Annotated in this window: 10 protein-coding genes; all 10 read right to left on the reverse strand. The window is 31.9% G+C overall.

Going from position 1 to position 13,312, the window contains the following annotated elements:
* Positions 1–483: 483 nt before the first annotated feature.
* The 10 genes from N7277_RS11370 to N7277_RS11415 all read right to left on the reverse strand — a co-directional run bounded on the left by N7277_RS11370 (position 484) and on the right by N7277_RS11415 (position 13,277).
* The gene (locus N7277_RS11370) at positions 484–675 is read right to left on the reverse strand and encodes a hypothetical protein (RefSeq protein ID WP_148041176.1); all 192 of its coding nucleotides are present in this window, start codon (positions 673–675) and stop codon (positions 484–486) included.
* Complete coding sequence (locus N7277_RS11375) at positions 665–7,300, reverse strand: FG-GAP-like repeat-containing protein (RefSeq protein WP_274779647.1); 6,636 nt, start codon at positions 7,298–7,300, stop codon at positions 665–667. The genes N7277_RS11370 and N7277_RS11375 overlap by 11 nt, the downstream gene beginning before the upstream one ends.
* A gap of 49 nt (positions 7,301–7,349) precedes the next feature.
* Positions 7,350–7,808, reverse strand: a complete 459-nt coding sequence (locus N7277_RS11380; protein ID WP_274779648.1) for a T9SS type A sorting domain-containing protein — start codon at positions 7,806–7,808, stop codon at positions 7,350–7,352.
* Positions 7,809–7,812: 4 nt separating this feature from the next.
* Entirely contained in the window at positions 7,813–8,994 is a 1,182-nt protein-coding gene (locus tag N7277_RS11385; protein ID WP_274779649.1) for a hypothetical protein, read from the reverse strand.
* 2 nt (positions 8,995–8,996) lie between these two features.
* Positions 8,997–10,229 carry a protein O-mannosyl-transferase family gene (locus N7277_RS11390; protein WP_274779650.1) on the reverse strand — a complete coding sequence of 411 codons (1,233 nt, stop codon included), beginning with the start codon at positions 10,227–10,229 and terminating at the stop codon, positions 8,997–8,999.
* A gap of 176 nt (positions 10,230–10,405) precedes the next feature.
* Complete coding sequence (locus tag N7277_RS11395) at positions 10,406–11,047, reverse strand: AAA family ATPase (RefSeq protein WP_274779651.1); 642 nt, start codon at positions 11,045–11,047, stop codon at positions 10,406–10,408.
* Between the two features lie 39 nt (positions 11,048–11,086).
* Complete coding sequence (locus N7277_RS11400; protein WP_274779652.1) at positions 11,087–11,236, reverse strand: hypothetical protein; 150 nt, start codon at positions 11,234–11,236, stop codon at positions 11,087–11,089.
* 81 nt (positions 11,237–11,317) lie between these two features.
* Entirely contained in the window at positions 11,318–11,965 is a 648-nt protein-coding gene (locus N7277_RS11405) for a transcriptional regulator (RefSeq protein WP_274779653.1), read from the reverse strand.
* A 79-nt stretch (positions 11,966–12,044) separates the two neighbouring features.
* On the reverse strand, positions 12,045–12,305 hold the full coding sequence (locus tag N7277_RS11410; protein WP_274779654.1) for a helix-turn-helix domain-containing protein: 261 nt from the start codon (positions 12,303–12,305) through the stop codon (positions 12,045–12,047).
* Positions 12,306–12,428: 123 nt separating this feature from the next.
* Positions 12,429–13,277 (reverse strand): RteC domain-containing protein, encoded by an 849-nt coding sequence (locus N7277_RS11415; RefSeq protein ID WP_274779655.1) that lies wholly within the window; start codon positions 13,275–13,277, stop codon positions 12,429–12,431.
* Between the last annotated feature and the right edge of the window lie 35 nt (positions 13,278–13,312).

A 13,312-nucleotide genomic window follows, 5' to 3' on the forward strand; every position in this document is an offset into this window, starting at 1 on the left:
TTAAAAGTTGACTTTATTTAGTATTAATTTTTATAATTGCTCAAAGTCTGGAGACTTTGCGCAGCGGGGTATAGTCTTCTTTCATTTTTTATTTTTTATTATTGCTCAAAGTCGGTAGACTTTGCGCAGCGGTAAATATTCGGGGAGGTTAAATATTCGGTGAGTAAATAAAAACATAAAAACCACGCCCAAAAGCGTGGTTAAATTTTTGTCCCTCTTGTTGTATTTTCAAACGAAATTCGGTGAGGTCCTAAAAATTTTGATAAATTAATATTAATCCTCCAATTATCATCATTAAAATAATTCCCCAAAAACCCCTTACTTCTGGAGGAATATAGAAGTCTTCTCTATGTTCATTTTTATAAAAGATTTTGTTTTTAACCTGTAAATAGATTAATAAAATAGCGGTCGATATTAAGACAAAACCAACAATCATAATGTTAATATTGATATTTTGATGTTTGTTCTAGCAAGAGTATCTTTTTAATTCTTTCCCATTAATAAGAAAATGCCTGCTATAACAAGAAGTATCGCCCCAATCCAACCTCTGACTGCTAATGCCGACTCATAAGCATTTTTATTTTCATCGAAAATCCACTTTTTAGTTAATTTAAGTATAATAATAACTAAACCCGTGAAAATCATTAATACTCCATATAAAAAATTATTTTCCACCTTTTTCACTATTTAAATTAACAACTTCTTCAACAATAGAAACCTTTATTCCTAAATTTTGTTTAATAATTTCTTCTCCATAAGGCCCAACATATTTACCTAATGGCCTTGCTATACTTTCAGGAATAATCTCTCCTGCCACAGCCCAAGCGGCTGTTTTTCCGATTTCAGACCACTTATTTGTGTCGTTATATTTTAAATTAGCTCCAACCTTCCATACGTCTGATACAATATTAATTCCTGCCCCAATAGCGACTAAAGGAATGCCAATTTCAGCTCCAAATCCAGTTAAAGTTAGTGCATAACCTAAAAGAGTAACGGCATCTCCAATTTTTCCTAATCTATCTGCATTTGACAAGTTTCGCTGTAACCATTTATATTTTGAAATATTAACTTCTTTTATTAAAATTTCTGCAGAACCATCTACATGTTTAATTTTATATGAGCCATCACTTCGCCTAAAATATTCATCGCCATTATCTTTATCATACCAATAATCTCCATCAAAACCTTCAGGAGGGGGTTCGTGTAAACCTAGATGATTGAAAGCCGTTACAATACCTCCTATTGCTGCCCCTTGCCAGAAATTACCACCTCCTAAACTGGAACCAATACCTCCCGTAATAGCACCTGTTAACATTTTAAAACCCTTACTCCTTACAACACTAAAATCTCCAGCCCCCTTAGTAGCCAATTTTAACAAGTCCCCAGCCGCACTTGCAAAAGCACCACTTAATGCACCGCTCCAGAAGTTACCTCCTTGCATATATGAAAGAGCTCCTTGCGTTATAGCATGTGCTCCTGCACGGGCTATAATGGTGCCTGTTTTTCCGAGACTTTCAGCTATTTTTCCTCCTACTCTAAATACATCTCCAATTCCATTTGATATACCTGCTGACATAAGTGACATAACAACAGACTGAAACATATTTTCTAAATTAACAGGTCTATTCAGGTAATAATCTGTAGCCACAGAAGTAAATATGGCAATCCCAATAGCGATGAGAGCATCGTCCCATCCCATAATTTCTCCTGTAGGGTCATTATGCATTAACGGATTGTTCAGGACATATCCATACTTATTATAATTCTGTGTATTCTGTGGATCTTGTATATTCTCATCTGCATTTAAAAACCTTCTTAACAGTGGGTCATACAGCCTGCCATTCATGTGGATGATGCCCACTTCGGTAAAGTGTTCGTGGCTGGTATAACCTCTATCTAATAAGGATTTTTCATTAAAGAGTTTTACGTCAACATTAACCCCATTTACTTTAAATAAAGTGAGATTGCCCCAAGCGTCAAAATGGCGTTGTTCTAATACATTTCCTGCCTCGTCTGTAATGGCTAAAATACTGCCTAAATAGTCTTTGTGTAAGAATTTATATGAGCCATTACTTTCCAAATAATTTTTAACAAACACAATATTGCTTGTATAAGAATTTCCACCAATATAAAAGGTATGCTTTTCTTTGCCAGTGGTGTTATCTACAGTAATTTCATAGCCACCATCCTCACTATAATATTTTGTATAATGTCCTTCGTCTGTCCAGTCAAGTTTGCCTCCATAGCCCACAGCTTGGCGCATAGAAGTAAGTCCATAAGTAAAGTACACATCTCCTTTTTCTCCTTCTATTTTAATAGGATCATTATTTTCATTATAGGTAATACTTTGTATTAAGTCTCCATTGTAATTTTGTTGTCCATTAGCATTAAGTGTAGCACCAGTTGGTCTATAAACTTTTGTGGCATCATCAAATTTTATAGTGCCAATCTGATCATTTTCTTTTATTCTTCCTTGTGCATCATATACGTTGGTTGATTGTTGACCAGTTTTTGGATTTGTCCAACTCGTAAGTCTATTATTATCATCATAAGTAAAAGATTCTAATATATTAAGACTTCCGCCTGTAGTTCTACTATTCAATTCATTTTTAATGGCATTGAAAGAATAGTTAATTAATAAAACAGAATTATTATTGACCGTATTCTTATGGTTAATAGCAGAGAGTAAATTATTGGTGTCATAAGTGTTTTCTATACTAGTACCACCTAATTTAGCAATAGTTACGTACCCTTTTGCATTCGCATTTATCAGTTCAGATAAAATTTTTCCTGAATTTCTATCTTTTACTTGATAAATTTCTCCACTCCAAGTACTATAAACATTTTCTATAACTACTTTTGTATAAACCCCTGAAGAAACAAGACCTTTTTCATAAGAAGTAACCCTTCCTTTATCATCGTAGGTAATGTTTTTTCTCAAATAATATCTGCCATTGCTGTTTTCACCAGAAGAGATTACTCTTCCGTTAGCATCATAATTGATATAAGAACTATAAAATTGCCCATTACTAGTACCATTCTTTTTTATAATTCTACCTTTATTATCATATTCAAAAATGATATTCTTCTTGGTAGAGGTATTATCATTAGAAACTTCATATTGATTATAAAGCTGACCAAACTCATTGTAATTATAATATTTATGCCCTTTAGGACTTGTTGAGTGTGTAAGTTGCCCATAGCCGTTATACTCATATTTATAAAGTCCGTTTGAAGGGTCATTAAATTCTATTTTTCTGCCCCAATTGTCATATTTTGTGGTTACACTATTCGTACCATATTTTGCTTCAATAATGTCGCCTGCTGCGTTGTATGTATTATTGATAGTTCCTCCTTTATCTGTAACCGAAGAAAGATTGCCGATAGCATCAAATACCTGCGTTTTGAAACGACCAGTCGCATTGGTTTCTGTTGCTGTAACCGTTCTGCCACTGTATGAGCTAGTAGTAATTTTTCCAGTATAAGTAGTAAACTTTATTGGTCTGGAATAATCATCGTAATCTGTCACATTCCATTTTGAAGCTGAAGTACCTTCAAAATAAGGTTCAGATTCCTTTATTTTTCTGCCAATAGCATCAAATACTACCTCTGAACTCACATAAGAGCCATCTGCAAAACCTTTTACCGATGATTTATAATTTTGTCCAAGATTATTTGTATAAGTAATTTTTTGGTCTCCGTCAGGAGAATATTCTATAACTTTCGCATCGCCATTACTTAATTTTTCATAGGTATAAGTGGTAGTTCCTCCCAAATTAGTTTTGGAAGTGAGCAATTTACCCCAAGAATCATAAGCGTTGGTTAGTATATTATTCAGAGTATCTGTTTGAGTAAGTACTAAGCCCCAGTCATTATAAGTAATGTTGGTTTCAAGGCCTAAATTATCTGTTTTTTTAACTACAAACCTACCTTTATCTTCGTATTGGAATTTGGTTGTGGCAGCTTGTACATCATCATTGTTATACGGATTTTCAACCGTTTTTTGTATAATATTTCCAAAACCATCATACAAATAAGATTCTTCTATATATTCAGATAAGTCTCTATTATAAGTTCTTTTTTTAGTGAGTAAATTTCCATTGTATTCGTATTCTTCTTTTCCACCTTTTGTATCTCCATACACCTGCATGGTTTCCGTTTTCCAAAGAGGCTTTCCAATTGCATAATTGCCACCTACTGTATTATTTGGAGTATTATACGCAAGTTCAGTGGTTGTAATAGCAAATCCATCATTAATATTGGTTGTGGATTTTTCGGGTAGATATATGCTATTATACCTTTCAACAGTGTGTACCGTTTTAATATCTTTTTGGAAATCTTTAGATGTAGTAATATAAGGATTTATAGAAGTTACAATCTTGGGTTTGTCTGCATCGGTATAGCTTGTTACAACAGATCCATTAAGTAGCTTATCTATTTTATATTGATAGTCCTTGTAGGATAACAATTGGGTATTGTTCAATGAAATATCCGAAGGAAAGATAGCGCTTTCATCATTTGTTTTAATACTCCAATCTTTCAATGGCAACGCTTCGTTAAGAGGACTCATCTCTGATCCGCTCCAAACTTTGGTGGCTTCAAAACCATCTGCATAAAAAGTTGAACGAGCAGACTGACGGAAACCCAGCATTCCTTTTCCATGCAAATGTCCAATCATATCTCTATAGCGGAATTCTTGCTTTCTATTTCCTTGTACTAATCTAGAAACTACATCATAGTTTAAATTTTCTGTAATATTCACATAAGGATATTGCACAGGATTAGTATCATAAAATGATTTATAAATATTTCCTGTAGAAGTAAGATTGGCATATTCTATATCTGTTTTTACCCCTCCTTGAGTAATAGATTTAATTTTTGAAATTTTATTGAGTTTGTTTCCTAAATCCCAAGTAATCAATTTAGTTTTATGGATGATGGCAAAATCGGTATTCAACTGGGCGATTCTAAAATTACCAAAAAGTGGAATATAATGCTCCCCATACATAGAATAATTAATATCTTCTCCATCCCAGTTTAATTCTTTAGGATCGATATGATAAACATTAGAAAATATAGGCTTTCCACTCGAATCAACTCCTTCATTTCTTAAATAATTGAATCCATAACTAGAGTCTGGATTATTCCAATCCGTAACGCCATCTCTAAACCAAACTTGGGATTCAAAAATAGTAAAATCACTTTTTCCATCTTTGTTTAAATCCGAAGTAGTATATGTTCTTTGGATGTTTCTATTCTTTCTTGGTGCTCCCTGCCAAACTGGCTTATATAGGAAAAGATTGGAATAATACTCTTTCCTAAAACCATTTCCAGTAGAAATATACATTCGCCAATCCGAAGAATCTTCAGCGATTGGTGCTATAATATCAGTTTTTCCATCGCCATTGAAATCACCAAGATAAAGATTGTTTTCAAGAGATTCTTTAGTAGTTGAAAATATTTGAGCAAACTGTTTTTGTGTATTAAGTGAATAAACGTTTAAATTACCATTTTCGATTTTTAGCAGTTCCGATTTACCATCGCCATTAAAATCTGAAACAAAAGTTTGTTTTTCAAAAGAATCATAATTAGGAAACGATGGTGTTATTTCGGATAATGAATTATCTTTAGTATCAATATAAAATACTTTATAATCCAAATATTGGATTAATGGATTAATACAAGGTAATCTAGTAAATATTTTGTTGATAGATAAAACATATTCTGAAATTCCATCTCCATTAAAATCCCCTTCTATAAATTTTTGAGGATATCTCATTGTATAATAACATGAGCCATCATAACTTGTTGAGCCATCACCTACTATGAATCCAGAATACAAAGAAAGATCAATTTCTTTTGTGCTGATAATAGATAAATTCAAATTATTGTTATCAAGAATATAATTTCTTATTATTAACTTTTTAGTATTATAATTAATTTCAGAAGTAAATATACTTTGTTTATTTTTCAGTTGATTATTTGTTAATGTTTGCCCTACACCAATAATATACCCTGCATAACTTACATCTAAAAAACTTGAATTACCATCTAATCTAGAAAATGAAATCTTGTTACCTTTAATAAAATCCAGCTTACCATCTCCATTGAAATCTCCAGATATAACATCTGAACCATAAATATCATCATATCTTGAATCTTGTTTAAAAATATTAATTACTGTAGCGTCTGAATTGTTTTCAAAAACCACAGCATTTGCAGATTGGTCTTGGGAGTTTTTTTCGGTAACACTATCTACAAATTGGTAATTAGTTCCTAGTTTTTTATACGCAATTTCATATTTTTTAAATTGTGTTCCATTTGTTTTTACAATGACATTACTTAACAATTTATCTTGTATAAATTGTGTTCCCGCCACATAAGAAGCTTCTTTAAAGTCTCTTGTATTATAATTGAAAATAATCTCATTAAAATGGGGTTTATTCAAAGTCTCATTTCCTCCCCATTGTATTGAGGATATTACTGCAACATTATTACTTTGGGTATAGTTATAAGTAATATAGTTTCCTTGTGCATCTTTCCATTTGGAAATGTTATACTCAATTGGAGTTCTAGAATTTGGAGCTAATAAATCAGTACTTGTATAACCTCCATAAATAGCCTGAGAACCATCTTCAAAAGTAACTTCAAAAGTATTTGGCCCAGATAGACCAGATAAAGATGCTGTTCCTAGAGATTTAATTTTTACATTAGAATACTTTTCAGTAACATATTCGGCTCCATCTGCACCATAAGTTCCAGATTTTAAAATAAGTCTTTGTCCGTTAAAACTATAATAGTCAGTATTGTCCAGTTGTATGGCTTTGGGTTCTCCATCCTTATCTATGGTTTTTCCTATTCTTGTAATACTGGTTACACCAGACATGCTCCATCCGTAGCCTGCAATACCATTACCAGAGCCGCTGGTATAGATGAGATTAATCTGTGGCGCCACACTTTTTACTCCGGGTGGCAAAGCAATAGGTAGCGTATATTGCATTTGACCGCCTCCGTTCACTTCTATATTACCCTGTGTATCATGAAAATAGTTTGTTCCGACAGTTCCTGAAGGGTTATTTACTCCTGCTCCAGAATCTATTGGTCCGCTACCTTCTCCATTATCACCTATTTTAGCAATGAATGGATTTACAGTAGTAGAAGTTGCATGAAATCCTGGTAACATAATTACCGTTTGTGGATCTTGTACCGTTCTGCTTGTTGTTTCTTGTTGGTTGAGAATGGTTTGTGAAAAACCTATACTTGATATAGCAAATGCTATAAGAAAATTAATTTTCTTCATACACTTTTATTCGTATGGTTATTATGTTGTTCAGAAAATACAGGTGAAATTATTCTTTAATTATATTTCTAGAAATAACTTTTCCGTCTTTTAACTGGAAGCTTAATATATAAACTCCCATATACATTTTACTCATATCAATCTGAACTTGCTTATTGATATTAGGAATGTTTTTCTGTTGGAAAACAAAATCTACTCTATTATGTTCATATAATGAAACATTTTCTATGAGCTCATTGTTTTCATCTGTCCATTCTAGTGTAAGAATATCTTTTACTGGAACAGGATAAATTTTTACGCCTTCCCAGAATTTTTTATCTTTTTCATCTTCTTTTTGAGAAGTAACGGTTTTTGTTTTATCCGGTGCAGCTTGCCTTGCACTTATGTTAGTGCCTCTATATCTTTGATTGCCCGCTTCATCATATTTAAAATAGATCTCTGTAGTGGTTTGTGAAAAACCTAAAAAACCTATCACTACAGAAAAAGCAGAAAGTATTTTTGCTTTCATAAAATTATTTTTTAGGAGTTGGAGTTAATTCTAGTAGCATTTTTTCTAGACGTTCGATCCGTTCGTTTTGCTCTTTAATCTTTTTATTTTGTTCTATAGAATAAAGGGTAAGTTCTTCTATTTTCTCTAGAAGTTTTGCGTCCATTTCTGCTACGTTAATGCCATTTTCTACCACTTCTTTTGCCGAAGGAATATTAGGCAAATGACCATTTTCATTAATATGTTTTTCTACTTCTTCTAAAGATTTGAGATTATAATTTTCATTAAATACATAATCTGCCCAACCATTTGCTGAAGCCACATCTACTTTTACTTTTTCTGCCTTAATTCCATTTTTTACAAATAAGCTATAATCTGTACAATCTGAACAAGTAAATGTGGCTCTACCACCAATAGAGATTTTGCCATCTAGTCCATAAATCCAATTGCCTATATTGAGTTCATTGCTAACTGAAGATGAAGAAGCATTTACACTTTTTCCAATTAAAATGTTATTAGTACCACTATATAAATTACTTCCAGCATGGGCACCAATTGCAATATTATCATTTCCTGACTCAATCATTAAAGCTCTATATCCTATTGCAACATTATTTTGTCCGTTTTTTAAATATCCTAATGTTTTGTTCCCAAAAGCAGAATTGAATGAAACAACATCTGTAGAAGTAGCAAATTCTCTTCTTAAAGACATATGTCCGAAACTTGAATTTTCATTATATATTCCAGCTCCTTCCATACTATTCATTCCATATGAAGAATTCAGAGATCCTGAATTTGCTCTTGACATAGCATTTAAACCATAAACTGAATTAAAATCGCCATTAGTTAAAGTATTCATAGCGTTGTTTCCTACTGCTGTATTACCACTCCCAGTTATATTGTTTGTTAGAGCACTAATTCCCAAAACTGTATTCATGTATGTGGTTGGATTATCAGTTCCTCCACCAAGAAATAAATTTTTATCATATGATTTTCCTAATCCAGTAAAATTGTGGAATATAAATCTTCCAGTATTAGATATTTTTAATCTTTCAATATTGTTGGTTTTTACAGACATACTTTGATTATCCGTAGTACCAATAAAGTTTGTTGTAGAATTTGTACCTGAGTTTCCAGTGGTATTCCATGTTTGAGCTGAATATACAATACTTAAAAAAAGTGTTGTTGAAATTAAAATCTTTTTCATAATTATTTTGAATTTATATTTTTAAAATTTCTTTTTATTTTTAGCCATTCAAGAGCAAATTGGTATTGTCTATCAAATGTTTCAATGTTTTTTAATTTTTTTTGTTGATAAGCTTTTACAAAAGATTCAATTTCCGGGTTTCCATTAAGTGGAGGATAGAAAAAGTATCTTACCCCGCCTTTAAAGCCTATCTCTGTATCTATTTTTTCTCCAATTGAAGTTTTCTCTAAAATTTTATATGTAACAAAATAAAATAATGGGACCATTAATACAACCACAATTTTAAAATTTGGAAATGTTGACTCAATTCCTTTGCCCATAGCTATTAATAAAAAAATATACGGAACCAGATGAAAAACATAGCTATCAGACACATTATGCTTCAAGATGAATACCAAGAAAGGGATAAAAATGAATAAAATATACTTTTTATATTTTACTTTTCTAAATCCAAAAAAAATGAAATACAAAAAGAATAAAAAATTATAAATAAGAAATCCCATATTTCTAATAAAAGACTTTACTATAACGTAAGGATTAAAATTAAAAAAGGAATCTTGATAAGCATTGTCATTTAAAATAGCTAAAAAATTATGCTTTCCAAGAAAAACTGGAATGAGAAGAATACAGACAACAAATAAAAATAAAATTATTCCATATAAAGTTTGTTTTGTTTTTGATTCATAATTTTCAATTATTAATAAAAAATAAAAAGGTAAAAATAATATTGATTGTATATGAATTAAGAATAAAATACCCAACAAAAAAGATAATTTAATGAAATATTTGATTTTTCTTATTTTTAAATATTTAAATGAATTATACAGAAATAAGGCAACAAAAAACATATAAAAAGCATAGACTTCTGTTATTATTGATATGCGCCAATAAGTAAATGAAACACCAAATAACAAAATCAAGGCATTTGATATTTTATCTGATATATCAAATAATAATAGAATTTTTTTAATAACAATGAGTGAGCCTATGGAAAATATAATACTTATAAAAACAAATAGATAGTGTGGATTAGTAAATGGAATGATTTTATGTATTAAAGCAAGAAAATTTGAATACAAAAAATGATTAGTAGCATTTGTTGCAATATCAAACCCATTATATGCTTGAACTGTAAAAACTAAGCTATCTCCTAAAATTGGATCTGAAGTAATAGATAATACATAAATAATAAATATTATTAATATATAAATTTTTCTCATGTTTACACCATTCATTTATTCAGTTTTGTTAAATGAATTTTTCGTCGTGTGTTTCGTGGTTTGTTTTTTTTCGATTGTAAATTTAAACATTATTTCTTTTGATACAAATTAATTATTCTCAATTCTTAAAAAAAGTCAAAATAAAAGCATAACATATTAAAATACAACAAATTAAATTCCAATGACATAAATCATGTTCTTTTATCGGTGGAGCTTTCATCATAGCCGAAAAGATTGAACATTTCTCTAATTCGGGAGCGGAGCCTATTTCCGTAGATAGATTCTATTTCTGCAGCTGATAAATTGGTGGTGAGGTGTGTTATGAGTCCTTTTTCTTTGAAAATATCATAGCGAGTGAGGAGGATTTCTGCCATGACGTTGCAGTCGTTTCCGTAATACTTAGATGAGGTTTCGATGCCTAAATCATCAAAGCAATAGACTTTGGCTTTGCGAGCATCGTGGGTGAAGTTTCCTTTAGAATAATTCTCCAGTACTTGATAGCCGGACTGCATGAATTCTGAAACGATTTGGCGTGTGGAGACCATGCCAAATTTGTTTTTATTGCCAGTAAATTTTTGCATGAGCTTAAATAAGGTTGTTTTTCTGCAACCAATAGGACCAGAAAGGAGAATTCCTTTTCGGAGGTCGAAGTTCATTTCTTTGGCCACTAAATCGTCTTGGAGCATCCAAGCAAGTGTGGCGAAGACAATGGGTTTTTCTTCATCTGGAATGAGGTAGTCTTTTCCGATAAATTCGGAAGCAAATTTTTTGAATTCCGGAATGATTTTGTAATAATCATATTGTGTTTCTATGGGTGGTGTTGGGAAGTTCATAGGTAAAGGTTGAGGTTGAGGTTGAGGTTGAGGTAGAGGTTAGAGAGGTTCTTTGTAGCTTTTGTTGGTGGTGGCTTGTAGATTGTTGGGTTTGCCTTCTGCTCCGCTCAGTCTACGTGGTTTTAAATTATCATTGAATTTTTGGGAGTTTTTGAGCCAATTGCGTGCAGCTGCTTCCCAATTTTTCATTTTGGATTTTCCACCAACGAGCCAGCCATTGGATTCGTAATGGTCAAAAAATCTTTCGGCTTCGGAAAGCGGAGTGTCTTTTTATTCGAAAAAAAGTTTAACCTCAGCAAAGGTAGGTGGGATTTTGGGAGTTGATATTGGCGAAAGCTGTGTGCTTTTCTTTTTGCGCAACTTTTCTTTTTCTTCACTTTTGGGGGATAGTGATTTTGGGATAATTTCTTGGAAAGGAATTGCAGGTAAAAAAGCTTGTTTAAAATTTGAACTGGTCTCGGGTGTGGTAATACTATTATGTTTATAGTTTAATAAGTTTATATAGTTTATAGAAGGTATCAATGCTTGTTCAATACCTGTATCGATTTTGATATGGTGCTGGTTCAATGCTTGTTCAGAACTTGTTTGTTTTTTGATACGGTTCTTGTTCATTTGTTGAACATCTGAATTTTCGAAATTGTGAAGATTTACCAAACTGCCTTTATACGGATTAAACGAGGGTAAATATTCTATATAACCAAATTCTTGAAGCTCTTTGATACACTTGTGATAAGTACCTAAAGCTGCAATTTTACTGAGTTTCATCATTTCGTTTCGGGAAATGCTAATTGGGTTCTGGAAGTGGTTGAGGTTCCAGAACTGAAATAAAGCCAAATACAAACTGATGTGCGTAGGATTTAGTCGGTTATCTTGATGGATTTTTTCGTAAAATCCTGTTAGGTGACGGATGTAGTTCATTTTTTTAAATGCTGGGTGTTGGATGATGGGTGATGGTCGCTTCGACTCCGCTCAGCGTGACATGATGATTGGTGATTGATTAATTTTTAGACTGTAAAAGCTTTTCGATGTCTTGGTATTTGTAGTATAAAGTCCCTCCTATTTTGGAATATCTGAGCGTGCCGTTGATTCTCATGTTTTGAAGTGTCCCAGATGAGATTTTAAGAAGGGCTTTAACATCTGCAGTACGCATCCATTGCTGTTGGTGTGGAGTTTTTGAAGGGAATAGGTTTTTTAGTTCTTCAAATAATTCATTTTTGAAATCTTGAAGATCTTCTTTTGTAATAATTTCTAATGCCATAATAATTGGTTTAGGTTTAGGTTAATTATTCCGGCAATGGACATCATCACCGGAATTGTTTATGGCAAATTTGTATAGTTTTAATCTGTTTTATTCACAACGGGGATTGCGTTGTGATAAAAATTAATAGAAATTTTCGTCAGATTCGTCCATTCTGAATATGAGCTTATCTCTGAGGGAAGAAATAAATTTTGCTCTGTCTTCTTTTCTGGTTCTGATTTCCAAGAAAGTACGTCTGTATTGCCCTAATTCTACATTGAAAATCTCCTGGAAATATTCTGCAATGTCTTTGAGGTCTGAAGCTCCGTTATTGAAAACTCCTTCGGTTTGAAGTGCGTAAATTAGTTCAATAAGTGCGACTTTTGAGCCTGTCCATTTTAATTTCGAGTTGTGATTGCGTTGTGATTGGAGAGTGTTTATTTTCTCGGTTTCCAGAATTTTCTTATCGATGTAAATAGACAATAAATCATAGGCCATAATCATGGCGATTTTATAATCATGAGAGGTAGAAAATTTTGGGTCTAACTCAAAGAAATAATGGTCTAAATTAACTTTAAAATCATAATTTCCTCTGAGGAAATATTTTTCATCAAGATAAGAACTATTGGTTCTGTAGTATTTGTAAAAATCTAGATTTTCGTCAAAAAATAGTTTTATTTTCTCTTGTTCTGATTGATAAAATGATTTGATAATAAATGTACTTCCAATTGGCTTATGTGAAGCCATTCTAAAAACTGCATTGTAATAATAAAGTTTAGAGGTGAATTGTGGTTTGATGGTTTTAAAAAAATTGATTTCTTCATTTTTACTCTTAAATCTGTGCTTAGTGACAATTTTCTTTAGATTATCCAGTGTTTTCAGAATAATTCTGATAACTTCTTCAGCTTTGAGGATTTCATTATCAAATTCGGATTCTAAAAACTCTATTTGTCCATTAAGCTCTGCTAAGAGTTCAATAGATTTTGTTTTCAAGGTGTTAGTTTTATTAATTTTTATGTCTCTAAAAA

Source organism: Cloacibacterium sp. TD35 (assembly GCF_028864635.1).
In the GTDB taxonomy this organism is placed as follows: Bacteria; Bacteroidota; Bacteroidia; order Flavobacteriales; family Weeksellaceae; genus Cloacibacterium.

Coding starts and splice junctions, on each gene's coding strand:
- N7277_RS11390 (WP_274779650.1), bottom strand. CDS start 10,229: ATGAATGGTGTAAACATGAGAAAAATTTATATATTAATAATATTTATT.
- N7277_RS11375 (WP_274779647.1), bottom strand. CDS start 7,300: ATGAAGAAAATTAATTTTCTTATAGCATTTGCTATATCAAGTATAGGT.
- N7277_RS11410 (WP_274779654.1), bottom strand. CDS start 12,305: ATGGCATTAGAAATTATTACAAAAGAAGATCTTCAAGATTTCAAAAAT.
- N7277_RS11385 (WP_274779649.1), bottom strand. CDS start 8,994: ATGAAAAAGATTTTAATTTCAACAACACTTTTTTTAAGTATTGTATAT.
- N7277_RS11400 (WP_274779652.1), bottom strand. CDS start 11,236: ATGAAAAATTGGGAAGCAGCTGCACGCAATTGGCTCAAAAACTCCCAA.
- N7277_RS11380 (WP_274779648.1), bottom strand. CDS start 7,808: ATGAAAGCAAAAATACTTTCTGCTTTTTCTGTAGTGATAGGTTTTTTA.
- N7277_RS11405 (WP_274779653.1), bottom strand. CDS start 11,965: ATGAACTACATCCGTCACCTAACAGGATTTTACGAAAAAATCCATCAA.
- N7277_RS11395 (WP_274779651.1), bottom strand. CDS start 11,047: ATGAACTTCCCAACACCACCCATAGAAACACAATATGATTATTACAAA.